The sequence below is a fragment of the Paraburkholderia sp. JHI869 genome (genome assembly GCF_038900775.1).
GTDB lineage: Bacteria > Pseudomonadota > Gammaproteobacteria > Burkholderiales > Burkholderiaceae > Paraburkholderia.
In genome coordinates this window covers 15,669-39,393 of record NZ_JAYMSC010000048.1, presented here as the reverse complement: position 1 = coordinate 39,393, position 23,725 = coordinate 15,669, and the positions used below count along the sequence as shown (strand labels likewise).

General features: G+C 59.6%; 21 protein-coding genes and 1 pseudogene. 16 read left to right on the top strand and 6 right to left on the bottom strand.

The features are described from left to right. Window positions 1–200 precede the first annotated feature (200 nt). From VSR72_RS40925 to VSR72_RS40915, 3 genes are all read right to left on the bottom strand, one after another. Window positions 201–1,610, bottom strand: a complete 1,410-nt coding sequence (locus tag VSR72_RS40925; RefSeq protein ID WP_342957873.1) for a hypothetical protein — start codon at window positions 1,608–1,610, stop codon at window positions 201–203. 45 nt (window positions 1,611–1,655) lie between these two features. Further along, complete coding sequence (locus VSR72_RS40920) at window positions 1,656–4,040, bottom strand: heavy metal translocating P-type ATPase (RefSeq protein ID WP_342957872.1); 2,385 nt, start codon at window positions 4,038–4,040, stop codon at window positions 1,656–1,658. 479 nt (window positions 4,041–4,519) lie between these two features. Then, window positions 4,520–4,831: a hypothetical protein gene (locus VSR72_RS40915; protein WP_342957871.1), complete on the bottom strand. Its 312-nt coding sequence runs from the start codon at window positions 4,829–4,831 to the stop codon at window positions 4,520–4,522. 336 nt (window positions 4,832–5,167) lie between these two features. Here VSR72_RS40915 and VSR72_RS40910 point away from each other — a divergent pair, with 336 nt between their 5' ends. Together VSR72_RS40910 and VSR72_RS40905 are read left to right on the top strand one after the other, a co-directional pair. Next, window positions 5,168–5,413, top strand: a complete 246-nt coding sequence (locus tag VSR72_RS40910; RefSeq protein WP_342957870.1) for a hypothetical protein — start codon at window positions 5,168–5,170, stop codon at window positions 5,411–5,413. 345 nt (window positions 5,414–5,758) lie between these two features. Next, entirely contained in the window at window positions 5,759–6,754 is a 996-nt protein-coding gene (locus VSR72_RS40905) for a hypothetical protein (RefSeq protein ID WP_342957869.1), read from the top strand. A 54-nt stretch (window positions 6,755–6,808) separates the two neighbouring features. On the opposite strand, the gene VSR72_RS40900 is transcribed toward VSR72_RS40905, so the two are convergent. Continuing rightward, a complete protein-coding gene (locus tag VSR72_RS40900; RefSeq protein WP_342957868.1) occupies window positions 6,809–8,527 on the bottom strand; it encodes a SulP family inorganic anion transporter in 1,719 nt (572 codons plus the stop codon). A gap of 975 nt (window positions 8,528–9,502) precedes the next feature. On the opposite strand from VSR72_RS40900, the gene VSR72_RS40895 reads away from it, so the two are divergent. The 7 genes from VSR72_RS40895 to VSR72_RS40865 all read left to right on the top strand — a co-directional run bounded on the left by VSR72_RS40895 (window position 9,503) and on the right by VSR72_RS40865 (window position 14,307). Beyond that, window positions 9,503–9,928 carry a hypothetical protein gene (locus VSR72_RS40895; RefSeq protein ID WP_342957867.1) on the top strand — a complete coding sequence of 142 codons (426 nt, stop codon included), beginning with the start codon at window positions 9,503–9,505 and terminating at the stop codon, window positions 9,926–9,928. After that, a complete protein-coding gene (locus VSR72_RS40890) occupies window positions 9,915–10,226 on the top strand; it encodes an SH3-like domain-containing protein (RefSeq protein WP_342957866.1) in 312 nt (103 codons plus the stop codon). The genes VSR72_RS40895 and VSR72_RS40890 overlap by 14 nt, the downstream gene beginning before the upstream one ends. Window positions 10,227–10,253: 27 nt before the next feature. Then, entirely contained in the window at window positions 10,254–10,979 is a 726-nt protein-coding gene (scnC, locus tag VSR72_RS40885) for a thiocyanate hydrolase subunit gamma (RefSeq protein ID WP_342957865.1), read from the top strand. Further along, window positions 10,976–11,362 carry a hypothetical protein gene (locus VSR72_RS40880; protein ID WP_342957864.1) on the top strand — a complete coding sequence of 129 codons (387 nt, stop codon included), beginning with the start codon at window positions 10,976–10,978 and terminating at the stop codon, window positions 11,360–11,362. Before scnC ends, VSR72_RS40880 begins: the two co-directional genes overlap by 4 nt. A 115-nt stretch (window positions 11,363–11,477) precedes the next feature. Then, window positions 11,478–11,687: a CbtB-domain containing protein gene (locus tag VSR72_RS40875; protein ID WP_342957863.1), complete on the top strand. Its 210-nt coding sequence runs from the start codon at window positions 11,478–11,480 to the stop codon at window positions 11,685–11,687. 12 nt (window positions 11,688–11,699) lie between these two features. Next, window positions 11,700–12,500 (top strand): CbtA family protein, encoded by an 801-nt coding sequence (locus VSR72_RS40870; protein WP_342957862.1) that lies wholly within the window; start codon window positions 11,700–11,702, stop codon window positions 12,498–12,500. Window positions 12,501–12,921: 421 nt separating this feature from the next. After that, on the top strand, window positions 12,922–14,307 hold the full coding sequence (locus VSR72_RS40865; protein ID WP_342957861.1) for an FAD-dependent oxidoreductase: 1,386 nt from the start codon (window positions 12,922–12,924) through the stop codon (window positions 14,305–14,307). A 4-nt stretch (window positions 14,308–14,311) separates the two neighbouring features. Here the strand turns inward: VSR72_RS40865 and VSR72_RS40860 are convergent, their stop codons facing one another. Next, the gene (locus tag VSR72_RS40860; protein ID WP_342957860.1) at window positions 14,312–14,443 is read right to left on the bottom strand and encodes a hypothetical protein; all 132 of its coding nucleotides are present in this window, start codon (window positions 14,441–14,443) and stop codon (window positions 14,312–14,314) included. A 989-nt stretch (window positions 14,444–15,432) separates the two neighbouring features. On the opposite strand from VSR72_RS40860, the gene VSR72_RS40855 reads away from it, so the two are divergent. The 3 genes and pseudogenes from VSR72_RS40855 to VSR72_RS40845 all read left to right on the top strand — a co-directional run. Beyond that, entirely contained in the window at window positions 15,433–17,013 is a 1,581-nt protein-coding gene (locus VSR72_RS40855; RefSeq protein ID WP_342957889.1) for an ABC transporter substrate-binding protein, read from the top strand. A 95-nt stretch (window positions 17,014–17,108) separates the two neighbouring features. Then, a complete protein-coding gene (locus VSR72_RS40850) occupies window positions 17,109–18,323 on the top strand; it encodes a Xaa-Pro peptidase family protein (RefSeq protein ID WP_342957859.1) in 1,215 nt (404 codons plus the stop codon). Window positions 18,324–18,467: 144 nt separating this feature from the next. After that, window positions 18,468–18,680: pseudogene (locus VSR72_RS40845) on the top strand (hypothetical protein); the annotation flags it as partial. A 63-nt stretch (window positions 18,681–18,743) separates the two neighbouring features. Here VSR72_RS40845 and VSR72_RS40840 read toward each other — a convergent pair. Further along, window positions 18,744–19,529, bottom strand: coding sequence for a GntR family transcriptional regulator (locus tag VSR72_RS40840; RefSeq protein ID WP_342957858.1), 786 nt, complete (start codon window positions 19,527–19,529; stop codon window positions 18,744–18,746). A 250-nt stretch (window positions 19,530–19,779) separates the two neighbouring features. Here VSR72_RS40840 and VSR72_RS40835 point away from each other — a divergent pair, with 250 nt between their 5' ends. From VSR72_RS40835 to VSR72_RS40820, 4 genes are all read left to right on the top strand, one after another. Further along, on the top strand, window positions 19,780–20,049 hold the full coding sequence (locus VSR72_RS40835; RefSeq protein WP_342957888.1) for a UxaA family hydrolase: 270 nt from the start codon (window positions 19,780–19,782) through the stop codon (window positions 20,047–20,049). A gap of 62 nt (window positions 20,050–20,111) precedes the next feature. Then, window positions 20,112–21,287 carry a UxaA family hydrolase gene (locus VSR72_RS40830; RefSeq protein WP_342957857.1) on the top strand — a complete coding sequence of 392 codons (1,176 nt, stop codon included), beginning with the start codon at window positions 20,112–20,114 and terminating at the stop codon, window positions 21,285–21,287. A 123-nt stretch (window positions 21,288–21,410) separates the two neighbouring features. Next, window positions 21,411–22,754 carry a C4-dicarboxylate transporter DctA gene (dctA, locus tag VSR72_RS40825; RefSeq protein ID WP_342957887.1) on the top strand — a complete coding sequence of 448 codons (1,344 nt, stop codon included), beginning with the start codon at window positions 21,411–21,413 and terminating at the stop codon, window positions 22,752–22,754. Continuing rightward, a complete protein-coding gene (locus VSR72_RS40820; protein WP_342957856.1) occupies window positions 22,751–23,725 on the top strand; it encodes a hydroxyacid dehydrogenase in 975 nt (324 codons plus the stop codon). Before dctA ends, VSR72_RS40820 begins: the two co-directional genes overlap by 4 nt.

Below are 23,725 nucleotides of genomic sequence, written 5' to 3'. Positions count from 1 at the left end.
CGGGCAGGTTACGAATGGCGGATTCAACCTGTTTTGGAGTGGCCGTTAGTGACCGATAGTGTTGAAAAACGCCTTCTCTCGCGTCGCGGGACAAGTTCGCGAACATGTGACCTCCCAGATCGCTCTACAAGCCTGTTTACGTTCACACCGTCAACTTTCACCCGGCTAGTAGACCAGGCCGTCTTGCTGCAACAGAACGACTAAAGGCACGTCTTGTCACAACAACCTGATCCGGCGCCGGACGCCATCAATGTTTCGACCTGGACGTCCGGAAGTGTGTAGACGGGAGCAAATCCGCCGCCCGGGGTGCGGAAGTTGGTTGTTTGTCCCTGATACATGCGAGCTGCCTTCCACTGAACATCGCCTTGATACGTGTACACGCGCATGTCGAACTTGAGCGATCCCGGATTGGACTGCGTGCCCGTGCCCCTTTCTCCAGGCGCCATGATGGCCTGCGCAACGTAGTCACCAGCCAAAATGTCTTGCCAGACGCGTTTGGTCAGCTTGTCGCCTCGAAACGCCGCGCGGCTACCGAATCCTGCGGTCGGTTTAAAAAAGAGGCGGCGCCGCTCGCGCCATAAGCGCTCGGCATGGGCGGCGATTACAACTTCCGTATGAGGGATGCTCGACAGAAGTACATCCTGTACACGCTGCGGCACAGCCATCTTTTGTAGTTGATTCGTATCGCAGAGCACCGCCAGATTCCGTTTGTCCGCGTAGAGTGCATGGGCCTGCGGGTGCGGCGTCAGCACGACCGCATTGTCCAGATAAGCGCGGCGCAGGACCGCGCTTGCCGGTTCCTCCAGCATGAAATCGGTCAGCCGGTTGTATACCAGGTCGATCGGAGTGCCGTTGTGCATCAGCACGCCGTCCTCCAGTTCCAGTCTGGATGGGTCTGCAATGACGGCGTGCAGGCCGTAGCGTTGGAATAAACGCTGAAACAGCAGAAACTCGGGATACAGATATTGCTGTTGCGGGTCTGTATCGACAATGGCGATGGTTTTCAGCGGGCGATGACGATTCGAGAGCTGCCATTCATTCAAGAACATGTCGACGATGTTCTTCTCGAGTGCTGCCGCAGAGTCTGTCGCCGCAGCCAGCCGCTCCTCATCGAGACAGCAGGCATGATGGGCTCGCGCCGTCACTGCATTCAGCATTGCACCACCGGCATTGGTATTCACTTCAATGAGGCCAACGCTTCCATTGCGCAGATGAAAATCATAACCAAAGAACACGCCTTTGGCGCCACCCGGGTCGTGGCGGGCAACGGCCGGCGCGTCGGCAAGTACGCGTTCACGCCAGGCAGGTAGTGCAACGACAACCTCAATTGCACTCACAACCTTTTCCATGCGATCTGCCTGGTTATCCGAAATAAATACCGGTTGCATGGAGAAAAGGTAGGGGCAGCGCTCTTCGACCAGGGCGACCAACTCTGGCAAGCCCAATTCGGACGCCAGGGCCTGCCGTAGGGCTGAATGATCAAGGCTGACACAAAAGCATGCGCTGTTAAGCCGCTCGCTCATCTGTGCACCCTGTTTTGCGCCCGCGCCGGACTGCTGGCAGGAAGTCGATTCGCCGTTAGCCGTGGCATCCCTATCGCGCTGATTCATATTCGTCTTCCATTAGAAGGCTGTGCCGGTCATGGTGCGTGGGACTCATTTTGCTGTTCCTCGTAACCTGAGCGCGTTAGTAATCACGGACACCGAGCTCAGGCTCATGGCGAGCGCTGCAACAATGGGCGACAGCAGATGTCCCGTGATTGGATAGAGTACGCCGGCGGCCACCGGAATCCCCAGCGCGTTATAGGCGAAAGCAAAGGTCAGGTTCTGCCGCATGTTGCGTACTGTGGCTACCGAAAGCTCCCTGGCATGTGCGATGCCGCGCAAATCGCCCTTCACCAGGGTCACATGCGCACTGCTCATTGCAACATCGGTTCCAGTGCCCATCGCGATGCCGACATTAGCCTTGGCCAGCGCCGGCGCGTCGTTGATGCCGTCGCCCGCCATCGCAACTACCCGACCCTCCGACTGATAACGCTCCACCAGCGTTAGCTTGTCCTGCGGTTTGACTTCTCCATAGAGCTCGGCGATGCCAAGTTTGCTGGCGACCGACCGGGCTGTAGTCAAGCCGTCTCCGGTTGCCATTACGACCGTCATACCGGTGTCTTTTAGCGTCTTGAGCGCTTCCGGCGTAGTGGCCTTGACCGGATCGGATACCGCGATCAAGCCCACGAGCGTGCCGTCAACGGCAAGATACATCACGCTCGCGCCTTGCTTGCGTAGTGCTTCCGCGGCATTCGCAAGGGGACTCCAGTTCACCTTTTCCGTTTCCATCAGCGCGGTATTGCCTAGCGTGATACCACGGCCGCCGACCGTGCCGCGCACGCCGATGCCGGACGAGGATTCGAAGCTTTCCGGCTTGAACAACTTCATGCCGCGCCTGCGAGCTTCGGCAACGATGGCGTGCGCGAGCGGATGTTCGCTTCCCTGGTCGATGCTGGCCGCGTCCCGTAGTACGTCCTCTTCGGTAAAGCCCGCGGCTGGAACGATGCGATCGAATGCGGGCTTGCCTTCCGTCAGGGTGCCGGTCTTGTCGACAATGAGGGTATCGACTTTTTTCAATCCTTCAATCGCAGCCGCGTCGCGAAACAATATTCCCTGGGTTGCCGCGCGCCCGGTGGCCGCCATGACGGACATCGGGGTGGCCAGTCCTAGGGCGCAGGGGCAGGCGATAATCAGCACCGCCACTGCGTTGACGAACCCAAACACCCAGCTTGGTTCGGGACCGAACAGGCCCCAGCCGATGAACGTGAGCAGCGCAACGCCGACGACGATGACGACGAAGTAGCCGGCCACGACGTCCGCCAGTCGCTGCATCGGCGCGCGTGAGCGCTGCGCCTGCGCCACCATCTGCACGATTTGCGACAGCATGGTTTGCGAGCCCACCGCTTCCGCGCGCATCACCAGGCTGCCGCTGGTGTTCAGGGTCGCACCGATGACCTTTTCGTCGGCCCGCTTCGTGACGGGAATCGGCTCACCGGTCAGCATCGACTCGTCCACTGCGCTTTCGCCTTCGACGACGATACCGTCGACCGGCACTTTCTCGCCCGGACGAATCCGAAGCGTGTCTCCGATATGAACATGAGTAAGGGGAATGTCTTCCTCTGTGCCATCTGGATTGATACGGCGGGCGGTTTTGGGCGCCATTCCAAGCAGCGCCTTGATTGCCGCCGAGGTCTGTGAGCGCGCGCGCAACTCAAGAATTTGCCCGAGCAGCGTCAGGGAAACGATAACGGCCGCCGCTTCGAAATAGACGGCGACCCGACCTTCCGTCCTGAACGCTGCAGGAAACCGCTCCGGTGCAACAGTCGCGACGACGCTGTAGGCATAGGCCGCTGCAACTCCGGTGCCAATCAATGTCCACATATTCGGGCTGCGATTCAGCACCGACTGCCACCAGCGTTCAAAGAATGGCAAAGCGGCCCACACCACCACGGGGGTGCTGAGCACCAGTTCAACCCAGTTCTGGTAGGGGATCCCGCCGTGGAAGAATTGATGCGAGCCCATCGCCAGCACGGCCACAATCAGCGTCGGCAGCAAGGTCCACCAGAAACGGCGGCGAAAGTCGACCAACTCCGGATTTTCCCCTTCTTCGAGTGCCGGTATGAGAGCTTCCAGCGCCATTCCGCAGATGGGGCAGTTTCCCGGCTTCGGCTGCCGTATTTCGGGATGCATCGGGCAGGTGAAGATCGTCCCGTCCTGTGCTGTATGAACTGGCTCAAGCGATGGTGGGCACAGGTATTGCTGCGGATTGGCCCGGAATTTTTCCATGCAGCGGGTGCTGCAGAAAAAGTAGTCCGTTCCGTTGTGTGCGATTTTCTTGTCAGGACTGGCGACAACCTTCATGCCGCAGACCGGGTCGGTAAATGGCTTCTCCGCATCCTGCGCGGTGTCTGCTGTTGCGTGGACGTGATGCTCGGACTCGTCAGGGGCGTGACGCTGACCAACAGCGCCATGGTGGACTTGGGTTTGGTTAGTCATGGAACCTCCTATAACAGTCCTTGTTATATTTCTTAGTGCGCTCCCGATAAGCCCGGTGCGGCGAGAGCGCGTGCAAGCGTCCCCACGCGCACGTCTCTGCGTAGAAGTAGACCGGCGCGGTCGTCTATCGACACCTGTTCAGACGTTTCCAATCGGCTTTGCTTTCTATTCGGATGGGGTTCGACGCGGTAACCGAGGTCAGCCTCACCGGGATGTTGGCAAGCGAGGCCGCGAGTGAAATGTTGTTCTGGCGGGTATTCGTGTTCCCGACGTTGTTCGCGGTTGGTGCGCGTTGCTAGTCGACACGACACACTGCATTCTCACGCGTCGCACGTCCGATCCTTACGCTCTACTTAGTGATGGTTGGCGGATTGAAGACGCCAGGATCACGGAGGGACCGGCTCGCGCTCAAAGTCAGATTTTGGGGCCGGTGATTTTCGACACGCTCGGATTTATTACATTGCAACGCCCGCAATATGCTACTGATCCCGGAAAGCCGCAATGTGGAACGATCTAGGCGCCGGCTTGCCCGAAGCATCATAGGTGTGAACCTGCATTTGCAATGGGTTCTTGGTCACGCCGACCGTGATGAAACCGGGCTCGACCGGTTCATCCATCGCGCTGCCGATAGTCGCGGCAAAATTGGTTTTTGCGTCACCTTGCAACGGTACCTTCCAGGTGATGGTGTACTCATTCGCTCCGTTCAACTTGCAGCTGTCTATCAAGTAACCGCGCATGACGCTGCCATCCGCTTTGATGACGCAAGCCAGTCTCTTTTCGAACTCCGCCATTTTCAACCTCCTCGGAGCGCACGCCCCACAAAATCCAGCTTCAGTTCGATGAGCTACAGCATAGTACAACCGCTGTTCTCCAGTTACAAAATTTTCGTTGGAACGAGTTGATGTGCTATCAATTTCTCGTGATTTCCACCGATTTATGACGAATCGTGAGATAGATAACTAACTTATGAATTTGAAAGAAAACAGGAAGGAGTTGATCGTGACATGGCGCTGTCATTCCAGAAAGGAATCTTGCCAATAGATCGCGCGCAAAATCGTTGAAGGCATCATGCATGCCATATTCGGCATTCCAGTGATGTTGGGATACGTGTCGCAGGTGTCACAGTCTTGCAACTGCTCATCGCGCTCGCCTTTTGTCGAGGCGCACCGATCAATGCAAACGTGTCGATGCCGTTTGTTAGTAGGACTCCTGAATTGATGGTCAAGGTGGTGCTCTGCTATGTTTCACCAAGGAGTGTGCCGACCGCACGCGGAATTCTTCCAGAAGTGAAATCGGGTAAATGGTTTGCTTTATCTGAGAGTATCATCAGGGTCGCAATCATCCTTAGAACCCGCCAGAGATTCGCCCATTAAAGCGCTGAGTACCAGAACCAATTCGAGTTGTATTGTTTTCGTAATTCAGATTGGTCCTGGTGCTACTGCTTGTACCCGGTTGCGGCCGTAACCGCAGCGTGAGTCGGTCGCAGATACCGCTTCTAGATCGCTCCCGGTGGTGGCTTGCGTTTCCGTGCGGTGAAGATCGATGAAGCAAGGGGTGCGCGTTCCAGTCGCTGGTACAGGCCTGGCGCACGCTCATGGTTTTAGGGGGGCAGTGAACTCTTCCATGGCCTTGATATGGATACTCTCTTGCATGTATCGCTGCGAGTTGGCTCTTGCTTGGTTGGGCTTCTGCTTATATTGACCTTTCTGCGGTCGGTGATGAAAGTGGCAGTTGTCAATCGACAGCGGGGGGATCGACTGTCGCGCTTCGTCGGGTGGCTCATCTACACGGCACTCGCGCGCCGGGCTGCGAAACGGCAAAGCTACGCCGACATCCAGGATGTGCTGGCATGGGTGCTGCCGCTGTATATGCTGCTGCTGATCATCGTGTGGTTTGGCATTGTGCTCGCCGGTTTTTCGTTGCTGATCTGGACGTTCCGCGCCGAGCAGAGCTTTTTGCAGGCAGTGATCTCCAGCGGCTCTGCTCTCAGCACACTCGGTTTCCTTACGCCACCAAACCTTGCGGGGCAGCAGCTTGCCATCGTGGAGGGCGCGATGGGGCTAGGTGTCGTTGTGTTCTACTTCACTTTTATCCCCGGATATCAGACGACGATCCAACTGCGGGAGGCCAAGGTGGCCTGGCTCTACGCGCGCGCCGCCACCGGGCTCACGAATTTTTCGCTCGTCGAATGGTTTCTGCTCTCCGGCTCGAACGACTGGAACGCGCTATGGGAGGGCTGGGAGTCGTGGTTCCGTACTATGGCTGAGACTCACGCGCTGGCGCCAATACTAGCTTTTGTCCCGACAGTGCAACGCGGTCAGACATGGCTCGCAGCTGCCGCCGTCGCTCTTGATTCGGTCTCGTTCTATCTGTCTGCGATCGAGACACGAAGTGCTTCATCGGCCGTCGTGTGCCATCGTACAGGTGTCGACGCCTTGCGATTGATCACCGCAGCGCTGTCCGCTCGCCCGGGCGCACCTGAGGCTCGGAACGCGCAACGTCTCACGCGGTCCAGTTTTGATGCGGCCTGCGAGCGGTTTGCTCGGCTTGGCGCCGCGATCAAGCCCGATCGCGATGCATGCTGGCTTCGCTTTGTTGAGCTCCGCGCAGAGTACGAGTCCGCGCTCTCGGACTTGGCCGCGGGTCTGCTTGTGCCCGCACACGGAAGCCTGCTGGTGCCGCTGAAGGCGGCCGACGACAAGGTACTTCAATAGGCCTGAAATCACCGCCTGCCATGCAGGCTTCGAAATGAAATCGCCAGCCGATGGTCACGGCACGTCACAGTGCGCCGGGGGAGGCGCATCAGCCAGTATCCTGATCGCTTCGTCTACGGTCGCAAACATCCTTTGGCGCGGGGCTGGGCAACTTAGCGTCTGATAACGTTGTATCTCGGCAAGTACACCTTCGGGAAACGCGACCGATGCTAGCCCCACGGCGCGCCGATAGAGTTCCGCGCGCAATTGAACCAGTGTCTTGCCGGCCGTGTAGTCGATGTTGTCGATTTGAGTTGCGTCGAGCACCACCCAGCGCACGGGTGGATGTGCCTGCTCGACAATATTCAGGATTTCTCCGAGGAAGCGACCGGCGTTGGCGTAAAAGAGGTCGGCCTCGAACCGATAGACGACGATTCCCGGTGCTGCAGACAAATTGGGCGCGACCTTGTGCGGCACCCAATGCCCGCTGTCGGTCCGTGTCATCACACGCGTACGCAACTGGTAGCTGTATCGCGCATGGTCGATCAGCGAAAGGATCACGGAGGCAATGATGCCGTGCTGCACGTCGACGAACACGACGATGCACGCTGTGATCAAGGCAACCACGAATTCGTCTCGCTGCAGGCGGAATAACTCCACCATGCCTTTTACGTTAATCAGCTTCATGCCCATCAAGAAGACGATCGCGGACAACACCGCAGTCGGCAAAAAACCAAGCGGCCGCGTGAAAAACAGCAGCACGAGCGCCACGATGGCGGCAGTTGTCAGGTGAGAGACCTGGCTCCGCCCGCCCGCGTCAGCGACCATTTCCGTTTGTGTCGGACTGCCGTTCACGACGAACGTGCCAGAGAAAGCCGCCGCCGTGTTAGCTGCCGCAAGGCCGACGATGTCGACGTTTATGTCGCCACGCTCGTCGTACCGGTTCGCATAGGCCCGAGCGGTCGCCGCACTCTGCGAGATGATGACGATGAAGCACGAAGCGGCCGTAGCCAGCACCTGATCCATGTCGGCAAGCCGCAGCGGCGGCATCGTCAGCGGCGGCAATCCGCCCGGAACCGCGCCAATTATCGCGATGCCACGCTGCGCGAAGCCGAAGAGAGCGCTAGCGGCGATTGTGCCGATGACTGCAATCAGCGCGCCCGGTACGCGAGGCACGAAGCGCTCGCACCCGATAATCACGGCAAGTACCGCAACGGATAGCGCTGTTGTGGCGTAACTCGCGCTGCCGAGATCCTGAAACACCGACATGAGTTGGGTCAGTGGCCCGCGCCCATGCTTTTCTAGCCCAATCAGCCCAGCAAGCGCCCCCGCCGCGACCTGAACGCCAACACCGGTCAAAAATCCGATCAGCGCGCTTCGCGACAGAAAGTCCGCCAGAAAACCGAGACGGAAGACACGTGCCAGAAGCAGCATGACCGCGACGACCAATGCGACGGAACCGGTCAGCGCGACGTATTCGTTGCTGCCCAGTGCGGCGACCGATACGAGCGTGCCGGCCAGGATAGCGGCCGTGGCGGAATCCGCGGCGACCACGAGATGCCGCGACGCGCCGAACAGAGCAAACGCAACCAGCGGTAGCAAGATCGTGTAGAGACCCGTGACAGCAGGTGTCCCCGCAATCTTCGTGTATCCCATCATCATGGGAATGTCGAGCGCGGCAAGCGTGACGCCGGCGACGATGTCGCGTGGCAATTGAGCGCGATCGATGGGCAGGAGTCCTTGCAGGATCAGCAGGCGATGCCCATGTGCATCGGTTGGGAGGTCGGGCTTCATGTCGGCATCTCCGCACGGACAGCGAGCTTGTGAGGTTGTCAGAGTTTCCGTGTTCGGGGGTTTGGGAATTCACACGGAAGGTCAACCCAACTAATCGGCGACTGATTGGCGATTGGATTCATCGCCTCCCTCTAAACGTGCGTCGCACACGGCAATCAGTGACGCTGCTGGGTAGCGCGCGCGTTTGTTTCAATACGGACTTCCTCGCCGCCGGTCTTTGCGGCGGATGCCATGGCATTATCTGTGCGCGTTCGTTCTGGACAATGCTCTGCGCTTTCGGCGTTTCGAGGCGCCGTCGGTGCATGTCGGCGGTGGGTCTCAATAAGCACAGAAGATAGTCGTAAGTATCGATCATGAGCTCTTCGGTCCGAGCGGAGCATGCGCGATCTGTTCACAAGCTGGCACTGAAAATGCTCATTTCAGTTTACGTGCCGGATCTTCGCAATATCTGCTGTTGATCGGGAAGTGTCCGCCCAGAAATTTAACGGGTCCGAGTTGATTTAATGCCTCTTAATTTGCATTGCAATGCTAACAAACTAGATTCGTTTTTCTGACTGATTTCATTAAAGTGCAATTACATTGCAACGAAAACTAATGATAAACCGATATAAATGATAACGTTGTGTGGTAGATATAAATATTCTGACGGTCTGTAAAGTTATTAATTTTTAAATTTTGCATCGGTGAACTAATATACATCGTGATCTCATGCAGGATGTGATCGCGTCGAAAGGCGGGGGCGCGATGCACCCCTGAATCATGCACGCGAGTCCGCTGTCGGCGGAAGACGGTGTCGCATCCTGGTGAATCACCTGTGGCAGTGCGGCATCTGCAAAGCGGGCGCTGCATTCCGTCGCTGGGCGGAAGATCTGAAACCCAACTCTGAGTTGAGCTGGTGTTCGGTTATTGCCCAGCATCACTGGGGCACGTTACGCCGCCGCTGTTCCCTCTCCTTAAAATCAAGGAGGAAATACGATGCCCTCACGAAGCGATCTGCGTGAGCTTTACGACGCCGGAGCGAAACTGACGCCGGCGCACCATCAACCTCAGGATTGGCCCTACGAGGTTCCTCACACCCTGTACGAGGCCTATATATGGCCGCTACATGATGTCGGGGGCCACGCCGCTCCGCCTGCCGTATTCGAAGAGAAAGAGGAGGAGGAGTGGGAGGCCAGAGTTTATGTGACCTGTGAGTGCCTCGGCTGGAGAGGAATTTGGAACTCCGAAGAAAGGCGTCGCAGGGCAGACAACGACGTCGGGTTGTCGCTCTATTACGGTTTGCCCTATTACGGACGCTGGATCTGGGCCGCTGCGCGAATGCTGGTCGACAAGAACCACATATCAGTGCTTGAGTTGCAAGAGAAAATTGCTGAGATAAGGGGGCGCCATGCAAAAGGCTAAGACCACGAACGTGCCGGCCCGTTTCAAGATTGGCGACCGGGTTCGAGTGAGGGAACTGCCGGCCATGTTCTACAGCCGTACCCAGATGTATACGCGGGGTGTGGTGGGAACGGTTGCCCGTCTGAACTATTTCGACTTCATGCCGCAAGACGAGGCCTGGAACCGGGAGAACGACCCGCAGCAGCAGTACTACATTGTCCGGTTTCGCCAGAAAGATCTCTGGGAGGAGTACCCGTTCGAGAACGACACGCTGCAGAGCGAGTTTCCCGATAGCGCCCTCGAACCGGTGACGCACTGATTGACATTTCCAGAGTGGAGGAATCGCATGTCAAACCAGAAGCACGCCCATCCGCCAGCGCCGATGGTCGATGAAATTACCGATTTTGAGGTTCTCGAGATTGCCGTGCGCGAACTGGCAATCGAGAAGGGGCTGTTCACCGCTGAAGATCACCGGAAGTTCAGCGAGTTCGCCGATTCGATCGGACCGGCCGGGGGCTCGCGTCTGGTCGCGAAAGCATGGGCCGACCCAACATTCAAGGCCCGGGTTCTGGCCGACGCCGTCACCGCCTGCAAGGAGATCGGCATCGACTGGACCGAACCTACCGGCCATGGCACCCCGAGCGACTACATGCATCTGGTCGTACTCGAAGATACGCCGACGCTGCATCATGTGATCGTCTGCACCTTGTGCTCGTGTTATCCGCGGCCGTTGCTCGGCCACTCCCCTTATTGGTACCGCTCGCCGAACTATCGTCGCCGGATTGTGCGCTGGCCGCGTGAGGTACTCGCGGAGTTCGGCGTGGTGCTTCCTCCCGAGGTCGAAATCCGGGTCGAGGATTCCAACCAGAAATGCCGCTTTATGGTTCTTCCCGTAAGACCCGCGGGCACTGAGAATTGGACCGAGAAGCAACTGGAGGAAATCGTCACGCGCGACTGCATGATCGGCATTGCCTTTCCTCGGCCCGGTCGGAAGGCCGACGATGCCCGTCCCGTCCATAGGGCTGCCCGACCGGTACCCGTTGCGCGTCACCACGAGAGGGCCAGCCGATGAATCAACCGGACGACCCGATCAGTGCTGCTACGCATGATGTCCCGGTAGATCTTTCCCCGGTCCCATTACTCGAAGCCATAAGAAGCAAGAAGGACAAAACGTGGGAAAGGCTCGCGCCACATTACGGCGTCACCAACCCGGACCCTCCGTGGAAAGTCACCATGGAAGCAACCTTCGAGTGTCTTTCTGGGTGTAATGCACTACCTTCGCTACAGCGCCGCCATGCAGAAGATCGGCTTGGTGAGACCCTGTACAGTGAAACCCCCGCGCCTGAGCAGCAGTTGTTGTCGCTGGCACACACCATGCTGAAACGCGGACTGCTCAGTGAGGAGGAACTGGCCAAACGCATGAGCGCTATTCGAACGCGCCTGGAAATGAGATAGAGAGAAATTCAACGGTGTCGGTCGCCCGGCTAGTTGAACGTCGGGCATCGATCTTGTTGCTAGTTTTCATTCGTAAAGCGGTCTTCATTGCACTTGCGAAATCAGGAGAGAAAGTATGGACATCGCTAGTTTTGCACCAGTATCAACTCCGACCATCATACCGGTACGCGACATTATTCCGTGGGCCGTGTTTGGCGGGGTACTCTGCCTCCTGGCAATTTATTTCGTAAGCGCTGAACAAGGCGCAACTTCGATTTTCTCCGGGATGTATATCCACGAGTTCGTGCACGATGGCCGCCACCTCTTAGGTGCGCCCTGCCACTGAGGAGTTCATGACATGGTGAGCACGCTACTGGCGCGCGGGATGATAGTCGGCATTCTCGCGGGCCTGCTCTGCTTCGGCTTGCTCAGGATTATTGGCGAGCCGCAGGTTAACGCAGCGATCACTTTCGAAACCCAACTCGACCACGCCAAGGAAGTAGCCACGGCTCAAGCCCTGATTGCCAAGGGATCGCCGGTTCCACAGAAGATGGAAATGCCTGAACTTGTCAGCCGCCCGGTTCAGGCCGGCATCGGTCTCTTTACCGCCGTCATGGTCTATAGCGTCGCCTTCGGCGGGTTATTTGCGCTGACCTATGCTTGCGCCTATGGACGGATGGGCAATTTCGATGCTCGGACCACGGCAGTCCTGCTAGCGATTCTTGGCCTTGTCGCCGTCTATGTCGTCCCAATTCTCAAATACCCGGCAAACCCGCCCGCGGTTGGTGATCCGGAGACGATCGGCGCGCGAACAGCGCTGTATTTCGGCATGGTCGCGATCTCTCTCGCGGCGATGATCGCGGCGGTGACGCTGCGCTTGCGGTTGCTTCCGCGCCTCGGTCCCTGGAATGCGTTTCTGATCGCAGCGGGAGCGTATCTGATCGTCGTGGTTGTCGCGGGATTCGTGCTCCCGCCTGTCAACGAAGTACCCGCCGCATTCCCGGCGGTCGTGCTCTGGCGTTTCCGGATCGCATCGCTAGGCGGCCAGGTCGTCATGTGGATGACTTTCGGCTTTGCCTTCGGCGCCCTGACCGAGCGAGCAGCTGCGCGAGCAAGCCGGCCACGAGCGCGCGTTCCGGGGAGGGCCAGGCACGCTTAAGGCCCGTGCAGTACGGATCTAATTGGCGACCGCGATGATCCAGACGGGGGAATCAGCCGCAAGACAAGACAGCGGTAAATACATGCCAGTGCCGCGTCTCAGCGCGGCTGGCTCGCGATGGCAAGCGATGGTTGACGCGAAAACGCGGAACCAGGCATGCCAACGCAAGTCCTATATTTCGACGTCTGCTTTCGTTTGCATGTCGACTTGATACCACGCCTTCGAAGCCGGCCGCACACGCGCACCATCAGAAAAAAGACAGGCGTGTGCGGTAGAAACGACAAAAGTGATACACCGGAATAGCGCGTTAGATATCCCGTGGCCGGACATCGCTAAATCCGGCATATCTCTTGTACAACTCCGACTTCAACCGTCGCACGACCGGGCGTCCCGCACGGCATCACTTCCGCGGAGCATCGCGATGCAGAAGACAGAGCAGTTCGAATACGTGTTTCTTGGCGGCGGCAAGGGTGGGAAATCGCTAGCGATGGAACTGGCCAAAGCCGGCAAGCGTGTGGCACTCGTCGAGCGCGGCATGATCGGCGGCTCGTGCATCAACGTCGCGTGCATTCCGACGAAAGCACTGATCCGCAGCGCGCGCGTCGCTCAGACGGTACAGCAGGCGGATTCGTTCGGCGTCGAGGACGAGGTATCGCGTATAGATATGAAACGCGTACGCGCGCGTGTGAAGGGCGTGGTGGACAGCCTTGTCGAAGTGAATCTCAACGGTTTCAAGGCGGCTGGTTTCGATCTGCTGCTCGGCAGCGGACGCTTCGTTGCTCCGCGCACGATCGAGGTTCGGCTCAACGATGGGGGCGTACGGGTCGTCGAAGGCGAGCGTGTTTACATCAACACGGGCACGCACGCGGCCGTGCCTGCGGTACCGGGCTTACGCGAGGCACATCCGCTCACGCACGTCGAGCTGTTGCAGATTGAAGAGGTACCGTCGCATCTGATCGTTATTGGAGGCGGCTATGTCGGTCTTGAACTGGCGCATGCGATGCGTGAGCTCCGCGCCGGCGTCACTGTGCTTCAGCGCAATTCGCGGGTGGCCCCGCGCGAAGACGCGGACATCAGCGACGCGATCGCCGACGCGTTTAGGGCGGACGGCATCGACGTTCGCACGAACGTGGTCCTCGAATCGGTATCCGGCCTTTCGGGCGAGCATGTGACGGTCAGGCTGGCCGGCGGCGAAACACTCTCGGGCTCGCACCTGCTGGCCGCGACTGGGCGTGTGCCGAATACGAAGGACATCGGACTCGACATCGCAGGTGTCGAAGTCGATGCGCGAGGCATCATCAAGGTCGACGAAAAACTGCAGACGACTGCAAACAACGTCTTTGCGATCGGCGAGGTAGCCGGCACGCCGATGTTCACACACGCGTCGTTCGACGACTACCGCGTGCTGAGTTCGCAGCTTGCGGGCGGCACGAAAACGACGCGCGGCCGGATCATTCCGTACGCGATGTTCATCGAGCCGGAACTCAGCCGCATCGGCCTGAACGAAACTGAGGCGGTCGAGAAGGGCATTGCAGTACGAGTTGCGACGTTGCCGATGAAAGCCGTGCCGCGCGCTCGCACGAATTCTGACACCCGCGGCTTCATGAAAGTGCTCGTATCCGCCGATTCGGACGAGATTCTCGGCTTCGCAATGCTCGGCAGCGAGGCGGGCGAGATCGTATCGACGGTGCAGGTCGCGATGCTCGGCAAGTTGCCGTATACGGTGCTGCGCGATGCGCCGCTCACGCATCCGACGCTGGCAGAAGGACTGAATCTCCTTTTCGCGCTGGTTCCTGCGCGCGGCTGACCGGTTAGAACTTCGCGTTTCTCAAACGCAATGTGTTCGCGACGACGATCGCGGAACTAAGGCTCATCGCGAGCGCGGCGATTATCAGCGATAGCAGCAGGGCGACGAACGGATAAAGCACGCCGAGCGCGTCCACCTTCTCCGTATCTACGGGCGCTAAGCGCCTCGCCCAACTCAAAAGCTCCAAAGCGGATCCAGCATGGAACGCATACCTGACTGACCATCTCTTGCAAGGCCTGGCGAAACTTCGGATTCTCGGAATTGGACGGCAGATAATTGTTTCGTCCAATCAAGGTGGTCGACGCCGAGTTGCTCGCGCAGGACTACCCGGCCTCTATCGCAGCCGCTCTATTCACCACGCCTGAAGGCCTTTTCAACACGTTTGAGGCGGCCCATCCCCGAATTGACGCTTTGTTGAAAGCGGCAAGGCAGGAGTTCAAGGACTTAGCTACGCGGGCGACGGGGCGGGGCTGAACGTCCGTTTGCTGCCGCGGGAGCGACATTCAAGTGATCGGCGCTTCGTGCGGGCTAACAACCGCTAGTGGCCGACCAGAGCCCGACGGCGACACGCGCTGAACATCTGGGGCAGGCGCATCATGCAAACGGCATAGCCCGACCCTGAGCCGCCTTTCGAAAAATGCAAAAGCGGCCATTCCGTACCACCTCCGTCCCCTACATCAGGTTCGAGAACGCAACTGGGTAATGCGTCCAACGCCTATGCTCGACAACCTCCGCTCGATATCTTGCGTCTTCAAAATCGATTACTGGCTCGGGCGCAATACGCATTGGAACTCGGGTAAGCAAGGTCCAAATGCCTTCATTGTTGGGAGCGTAGCCAACGATCGATTGAGCCTCGCTGCAAGTGTGCCGATTTCGTCATCGAGATGCCCGAATGCGGCCTAGACGCGGTCATTTTGAGCAGAAAGAATGCAGCGGTGCAAAACCGGAAGCATACGCGTCGCCTGGCACTGTGATGAATTAAAAGAATGTCGACATCGCCCATCAAGGCGCGCAGCAAAGAAGAATATTTCAAACCATGGAGCGGTACTCGCGCGCTCCTCTGACGCTGCCAGGAGAACCATGAAATTCATCCATTCAGCCCGTACACGGGGCGTGTCGCTTGCGATCGGCGTTGTGCTGCCCTTGCTCGCCGCGTGGACTTCGCCCGCCACCGCTGCCGACAAGACGCTCGTCTACTGCTCGGAAGGCAGCCCGGCCGGTTTTGACCCGGCGCAGTACACCACGGGTACGGATTTCACCGCGAACACATTCACCGTCTACAACCGCCTCGTCGAATTCGAGCGTGGCGGCACCAAGGTCGAACCGGGCCTCGCAGAGTCGTGGGATGTTTCCCCGGACGGCAAGACCTACACGTTCCATCTTCGCCATGGCGTAAAGTTCCAGACGACCTCGTTCTTCAAGCCCTCGCGCGAATTCAACGCGGACGACGTCGTATTCACGTTCGACCGCATGCTCGATGCGAACAACGCGTTCCGCAAGGCGTACCCGGTGTCGTTTCCGTACTTCACCGACATGGGTCTCGACAAACTGATCGCGAAGGTCGAAAAGGTCGATCCGTACACGGTCAAGTTCACGCTGAACGAGCCGAACGCGCCGTTCATCCAGAACATGGCGATGGAATTCGCCTCGATCCTCTCGGCTGAATACGCAGACCAGCTGATGAAGGCCGGCAAGGCCGCCGACATGAACCAGTACCCGGTCGGCACGGGTCCGTTCATCTTCAAGAGCTACACGAAGGACGCGACCATCCGCTTCGACGGCAATCCTGACTACTGGAAGCCGGGCGCCGTGAAGCTCTCCAAGCTGATCTTCTCGATCACGCCGGATGCGAGCGTGCGCGTGCAGAAGATCAAGCGCGACGAATGCCAGGTAATGAGCTATCCGCGTCCCGCCGACATCGCGCCGCTGAAGGCCGATTCAGACATCGCGATGCCGTCGCAGCCCGGTTTCAATGTCGGCTACGTGTCGTACAACGTCGAGCACAAGCCGCTCGACAAGGCGGAAGTGCGCCAGGCGCTCGACATGGCGATCAACAAAAAGGCGATCATCGACTCGGTGTACCAGGGCGCGGGCCAGCCCGCAACGAACCCGATGCCGCCGACTCAATGGTCGTACGACAAGAGCCTGAAAGGCAGCGCCTACGATCCGGAGAAGGCGAAGGCGCTGCTCGCGAAGGCAGGTCTGCCGAACGGCTTCGAGATCACACTCTGGGCGATGCCGGTGCAGCGCCCCTACAACCCGAACGCGCGTCTGATGGCCGAGATGATCCAGGCCGACTGGGCGAAGGTCGGCGTAAAGGCGAGGATGGTGACCTACGAGTGGGGTGAATACATCAAGCGCGGACATGCGGGCGAGCAGGACGCCATGCTGATCGGCTTCACCGGCGACAACGGCGATCCGGACAACTGGCTCGGCACGCTGCTTGGTTGCGATGCGGTCCATGGCAACAACTTTGCGCACTGGTGCTACAAACCGTTCGACGATCTCGTCCAGAAAGGACGCCAGACGCCTGACCCGGCGCAACGTACCAGCTACTACACGGAAGCCCAGCAGATCTTCGCGCAGCAACTGCCGTTCTCACCGATCGCCCACTCGACCGTCTACCAACCGGTGAGCAAGAGAGTGGTCGACATGCGTATCGAGCCGCTCGGCTACGTCCGGTTCGACGGAGTCTCGTTGAACTGACCAGATTCTCCGCGAGAATCCGCTTCGCCACGAAGAGCGGCAACGACTGAGGACGGATCGAACAACCAGGTTGCACAAGTGAAGGAGTTGACAACATGACAAAGAACATCGGCGGATCGACTGCAGAAACGGAGCTCTCGCAATTGCACGACATGACGTCGGGCATGGAACCCATACAGCCAGACGAATATCGGGCCCGCATCGCGACCGCGCAACGCATGATGCGCGAGCAGGGCATGGCTGCGCTGTTCGTCGAATCGAACAGCAACTTGCTGTATTTCACCGGAGTGCCATGGCGTCGCAGCGAACGCATGACGGGCGCAATCATTCCCGCACACGGTGCGATCGAATACATCGTTCCGGCGTTCGAGAAGGGAACGTTCGACGGCATGCTTCAGATCCCCGGCAAGATGAATCTCTGGCACGAACATGAGGATCCGGCCCAACTGGTGGTTGAAACGCTTTCCGGGCTTGACGCGTTGAACGGCACCCTGGGTTTCGACGAAACGGCGCCGTTCTTCATGTACAGCCGCCTGCGCGAGCGCGCCCCGGAGCTGGCGATCATCACCGCGGCCGGCGTCACCAGCGCTTGCAGAATGCGCAAGTCAGTCACCGAAATCGCGCTCATGCAGCGTGCCAACGACATGACACTGCGCGTGCAGCGCGCCGCTGCCCGCATTCTGCGAGAAGGAATCACGACGGCCGAGGTCGTGGACTTCATCGACAAGGCGCATCGAAAGGTGGGCGCGCGCCGGGGTTCGACGTTCTGCATCGTGCTCTTCGGTCCGGATACGGCATTCCCGCACGGCGTGAAGTCGCCCAAGGCGCTGGACCACGACGATATGGTTTTGATCGACACCGGATGCGATCTGTACGGCTACCAGTCCGACATTACGCGTACCTATGTCTTCGGCCAGGCGAGCGAACAGCAGCGCACGGTGTGGCTCCACGAGAAGGAAGCGCAGCGGCACGCATTCGAAGCGGCGCAGCGCGGCGTCTTCGCCGAGCAGGTGGACGGGGCCGCACGCGGTTACGTGGAAAGCGTCGGATATCGAACTAATTACGGTCTTCCAGGACTGCCGCACCGGACAGGACACGGCATCGGACTGGAACTCCACGAGGCACCTTATCTCGTCAAGGGCAATCGTACGCCGCTGGACGTCGGCATGTGCTTCAGCGTCGAGCCGATGATCTGCGTGCCCGGCGCATTCGGCGTTCGACACGAGGATCACGCTTACGTGACGGAGACGGGCCCCCGGTGGTTTACGCAGCCGGCACTCAGCATTGACGACCCGTTCGGAGAGGGATGATGCTTCGCGGCGCGCTTTCGGGCGCGCCACATGACGTCGTCGGCACGGTTGGAGGTCACGAACCTCCTGGTTCACGCGAACGCGTTTTAACGATCCCGCAAAGGCCGAAGTTGGCTTCCCACGAATCGTCGAGAGCGTGGGGCGCGTGGCGTGACCGGCATCATGGCCGAGATTTCGGAGGCCATCCATGAGCAGACGGAGGGTATCGAACAGGTCAACCGGGCGCTCAGCCAGATTGACGAAGCGACGCAGCAAAACGCTGCACTCGTGGAGCAGGCTTCGGCGGCAGCGCAATCCATGCAGGATCAGGCGAGGCTGCTCGAAAGGGCGATGAGCGTGTTTCATCTCGCCGCCTGAGTGATGTCGCCGCTGCGTTCGTCCAACGGGCGAGCGCAGCGGGAGCGTGCAAAGCCTGGCCCGCTAGAGCGGTTCTTCGTGTGATGCAGAAGGACCGACGTATTCGTAGCGCGCCGTGTTCACGTGCGAGATGCGAAGCTCGACCGGCTCCTGATGATAGGAATACGCAATGCGCCGGACTTCGAGCAACGGTGTACCGGGCGCCACTTCCAGCAGTTCGCTTTCGACCTCGTTGGCCGTCGCCACGCGCAACCGCTCTTCGGTCCCGACCACATTGATGTGGAACGCGTCCTGGTAGAAGTTGTAAAGTGTGCTGGGACGCTCGCGCAACGCGGCTTCGGTCAGTCCCGCGAAGCGCTCCTCGGCAACGGTGATGCTGTCGATCATGACGGTCTCGCCATGCAGCGCCAGACGGTTCACGAACGTGTAGACCCGTGCGTTCGGTTCGATGCCGAGAATCGCGGCGACATCCCGCGTCGCCTTCGCCTTCGTGAAGGACACGAGGCTCACCGTGGGATAGGTCTTGTCGCCGTCCTGGCGCACCACACGGAAAAAACGGAAGAAATAGCGATCCCGCTGATGTTGCGCGACGAACGTGCCGAGCCCCTGGTGGCGCACGAGGATGTTGTCCGCCACCAGTTCGTCGATCGCCTTGCGCAGCGTCCCGATCGAGACACCAAAGCGTTCCGAAAGGCGCTTCTCCGAAGGGATCGCCTCGCCGCCTTTCCATTCCTTCGCCGCCAGAGCGGCGAGGATCCCGTTTTTGACTTCCTTGTAACGCGTGCCCCCGATGACGGGCGCGTTCGCTGCCCCGCTCACTTGGGGCACGCTGTTCTTCAACGTGTTCATAGCGCTGTGCTCCCTTCCTGGTGTGCCTTCCAGACGTTTGCGCGATTTTACCCCATCTGGCTGATTCAACACATATAGATGATATGGTTGACATGGATGAGTTGGGTGTCTAAGATGCGCAGCATGGCCACGCGCCAGATCCCCCGTGAACAAAACTGGAGACACTCATATGAGCCAGGCAGCTCAAGCACCACAGCAGGCTGATTCAACGGCGGCCCATGCCGATCCGGCGCGCAGGACGATACACATCGTGCTGCACGAGGCGAAAGACACGGTGGGCGTCGCGGTCGTCGAGGGCATCAAGGCGGGCACGCAACTGAACGCGTGGATCATGGACGAGGACGAAATCGTCACTGTCCAGGCGAAGCAGGACATTCCGATCGGTCACAAGGTGGCGCTCAAGGACATGGCCGTGGGCGACACCGTCTACAAGTACGGCGTCGATATCGGCAAGGTGGTAGCGCCCATCAAGGCGGGTGAGCACGCTCACGTTCACAACATCAAGACGAAGCGCTGGTAAGCCGCGGGTCATACGGCGATCGAGCCAACCAGTCGAACCCCTCCCATTCAGAGAGAGACACCATGAGCGTGATTGACCAGAACACCATTTTTCGCGGCTATCGCCGCTCGAACGGCCGCGTCGGCGTGCGTAACCACGTCATCATCCTGCCCGTCGACGACCTTTCGAATGCAGCCGCCCAAGCGGTCGAGCACAACATCAAGGGCACCATGGCGCTGCCGCATCCGTACGGCCGCCTGCAGTTCGGCGCGGACCTCGACCTGCATTTCCGTACACTGATTGGCGCGGGCTGCAATCCGAACGTGGCCGGCGTGATTGTCATCGGCATCGAGGAAGGCTGGACCAAGCGCGTGGTGGACGGCATCGCGAAGTCGGGCAAGCCGGTGATGGGCTTCGGCATCGAACTGCACGGCGACCATGACACGATCATGCGTGCCTCGAAGGCCGCGAAGGAAATGGTGCAGTGGGCAACGACGCTCGAGCGCGAGGAGTGCCCGATCGCCGATCTGTGGGTGTCGACCAAGTGCGGCGAGTCGGATACGACCTCGGGCTGCGGCGCGAACCCGACGGTCGGTAATGCGTTCGACAAGCTCTATGGCCTCGGCACGACGCTCGTGTTCGGCGAGACGTCGGAGTTGACGGGCGGCGAGCAGATCGTCTCGGCGCGCTGCGCGAACGACCAAGTGCGCGAGCGCTTCCAGTTCATGTTCGACCGCTATCAGGACATGATCAACCGATGGAAGACCGATGACCTCTCCGAGTCGCAGCCGACCAAGGGCAACATCGCTGGCGGCCTGACCACGATCGAGGAAAAGGCGCTCGGCAACATCCAGAAGATCGGCAAGAAATGCCGCGTGGATGGCGTGCTCGACAAGGCCGAGGAGCCGACCCATTCGGGCCTGTGGTTCATGGACTCGTCCTCGGCGGCAGCGGAGATGGTGACGCTGTGCGCGGCCTCGGGTTTCGCCGTGCACTTCTTCCCGACGGGGCAGGGCAATGTGATTGGCAATCCGATCGTGCCGGTGATCAAGATCTGCGCGAATCCGCGTACGGTGCGCACGATGAACGAGCACATCGACGTCGATGTTTCGGGTCTGCTGCAGCGCGAGCAGAACCTCGATCAGGCGGGCGACAAGCTGCTCGAGTCGATGCTCGCCACGGCGAACGGCCGCTGGACCGCGGCGGAAACGCTGGGCCATCGCGAGTTTGTGCTCACGCGCCTGTTCGAGAGCGCGTAAAACACGTGAGTTCATAAGCAATACTGTGAAAGCCCGCTCATGCAGCGGGCTTTTGCGAAGGCAGTTTCGCGGCGTTTTCATAATGACCAGGCAGCAGCGAGTGGAGGAGACACCATCTTGCGCGTGCTAAAACATCTCTATGCCCAGGTCCTCGTGGGACTTGCGGCCGGTATTCTCGTCGGCTATTTCTGGCCGCACTTCGGCGTGGAAATGAAGCCATTGGGCGATACGTTCATTCGCCTGATCAAAATGCTCATTACGCTGGTGATTTTCTGCACCGTGTCGCTTGGCATCGCACGGATGGAAAATCTCAAGCATGTCGGGCGAGTCGGCGTCAAAACGATCGTGTATTTCGAAGCCGTCACGACGCTTGCGCTGGTGATCGGTCTGGTGGTGGCGAACGTGCTGCACCCGGGCGAGGGACTCAATATTGACCCGGCTACGCTCGACACGCAGGCCGTTAGCCACTACATGAGCGAAGCGCATGCGGCGGCGTCGCAAAGCATTCTCGAAGAGATCGTGCCGAATTCGGTGGTCGGCGCGTTTGCGCGCGGCAACCTGTTGCAGGTGCTGCTGTTCTCGGTGCTGTTCGGCGTGGCATTGTCGATCATGTCGCGCCGCAGCCGTTTCCTGTCGCGTGTGATCGAGCAGAGCGGCGAAGCGCTCATGCGTATCGTCGAGATGATCATGCGGCTTGCGCCGCTCGGTGCGTTCGGCGCCATGGCGTTCACGGTAGGCAAGTATGGCATCGGTACGCTGCAGCAGTTAGGGTTGCTGATCGTATGCTTTTATCTCACCAGTATCCTGTTCATCGTACTGGTGCTCGGCTCGATCTGCCGCTGGGCGGGCGTCGGCTTGTGGCCGCTGCTCAACTATTTGCGCGAGGAACTGCTCATCGTGCTCGGCACATCGACCACCGAATCGGTGCTGCCGCGCCTGATGGACAAGCTCGAACGCCTGGGTTGCCCGAAGCCTGTCGTCGGTCTCGTGCTGCCAACAGGCTATTCGTTCAACCTCGATGGCGCGGCCATCTATCTCACGATGACGTCGCTCTTTATCGCGCAGGCCACCAATACGCATCTGTCGCTGTTGCAGCAACTCGGCTTGCTCGCCGTCATGTTGTTGACGTCCAAGGGTGGTGCCGGCGTTGCGGGCGCGGCACTGGTCGCGCTCACGGCGACGCTATCCACCCACAACATCATTCCTGTCGCGGGCATCACGCTCATTATCGGCATTGACCGCGTGCTCAACGAGATTCGCGCGATCGTCAATCTGATCGGCAATGCGGTTGCGACGATCGTGGTTGCGCGCTGGGAGGGTGTGTTCGACGCCGATACGGCTCGCAAGGTGCTGGCCGCGCCACGCGCCGTTCATGGCGTGTGTGATGCGAGTAATCCGGAGTCGGCACCGGTCGAGAGCGTCAACGAAAGAAAGGCGCCCGCTTATGCACAGGAGCGTCAGAATTGAAAAGCGATCGCAAGAAAGTCGTTATCAGCGAGTTCATGGATGCGCCGGCGGTAGAGTCGCTGCGTCGTCATTTCGACGTGCACGCGCAAGCGTCGCTCGTCGATGAACCCGACCGGCTGCGCGACCTGCTCGCGGATGCCGACGCGCTGATCGTGCGCAACCGGACCCAGGTCACCGCCGCACTGCTGGACGGCGCACCGCGTTTGTCGGTGGTCGGACGGCTCGGCGTCGGGCTGGACAACATCGCACTCGGTGCATGCAGGGAACGCGGCGTGCAGGTCTTTCCGGCGACGGGTGCCAATGCGGCAGCTGTGGCCGAGTATGTACTCGCCACGTCACTGATGCTGCTGCGCGGCGCGTACCTGTCGAGCGCGGCCGTCGCACAGGGGCAGTGGCCGCGCGCCGCGCTCTCGAACGGGCGCGAAGCGGCGGGCGGCACCATGGCCGTGATCGGCTTTGGCGGTATCGGGCGCCTCGTCGCGCAACTCGCGCGGGGCATCGGCATGCAGGTGGTGGGCTTTGATCCGCAGATTCCGGTGGATGCGGCCTGCTGGCAGGAGACGGGCGCGAAGGGTATGTCGTTCGACGACGCACTGCGCGCCGCCGACGTCGTGACCGTTCACGTGCCGCTCGTCGAGAGCACGCATAATCTGATTGGTCTGGCCCAACTGAAGATGCTCAAACCGCATGCAGTCCTGATCAATACGTCGCGAGGCGGCGTGATCGACGAAACTGCGCTGGCCGAAGCGCTGAAGCAAGGGCGCCTCGGCGGCGCTGCGCTCGATGTGTTCGCCGACGAACCCCTCAAGGCAGGGTCGCCGCTTGCGGGCGCGCCGAACCTGATCCTCACGCCACATATTGCGGGCTTGACGGTGCAATCGAATGAGCGCGTCAGCACACTGGTTGCGTCGCGCGTGATGGATGCGTTGCTCGCGGGCGAGCATGATTCAACGACTACGAGGGAACTTTGA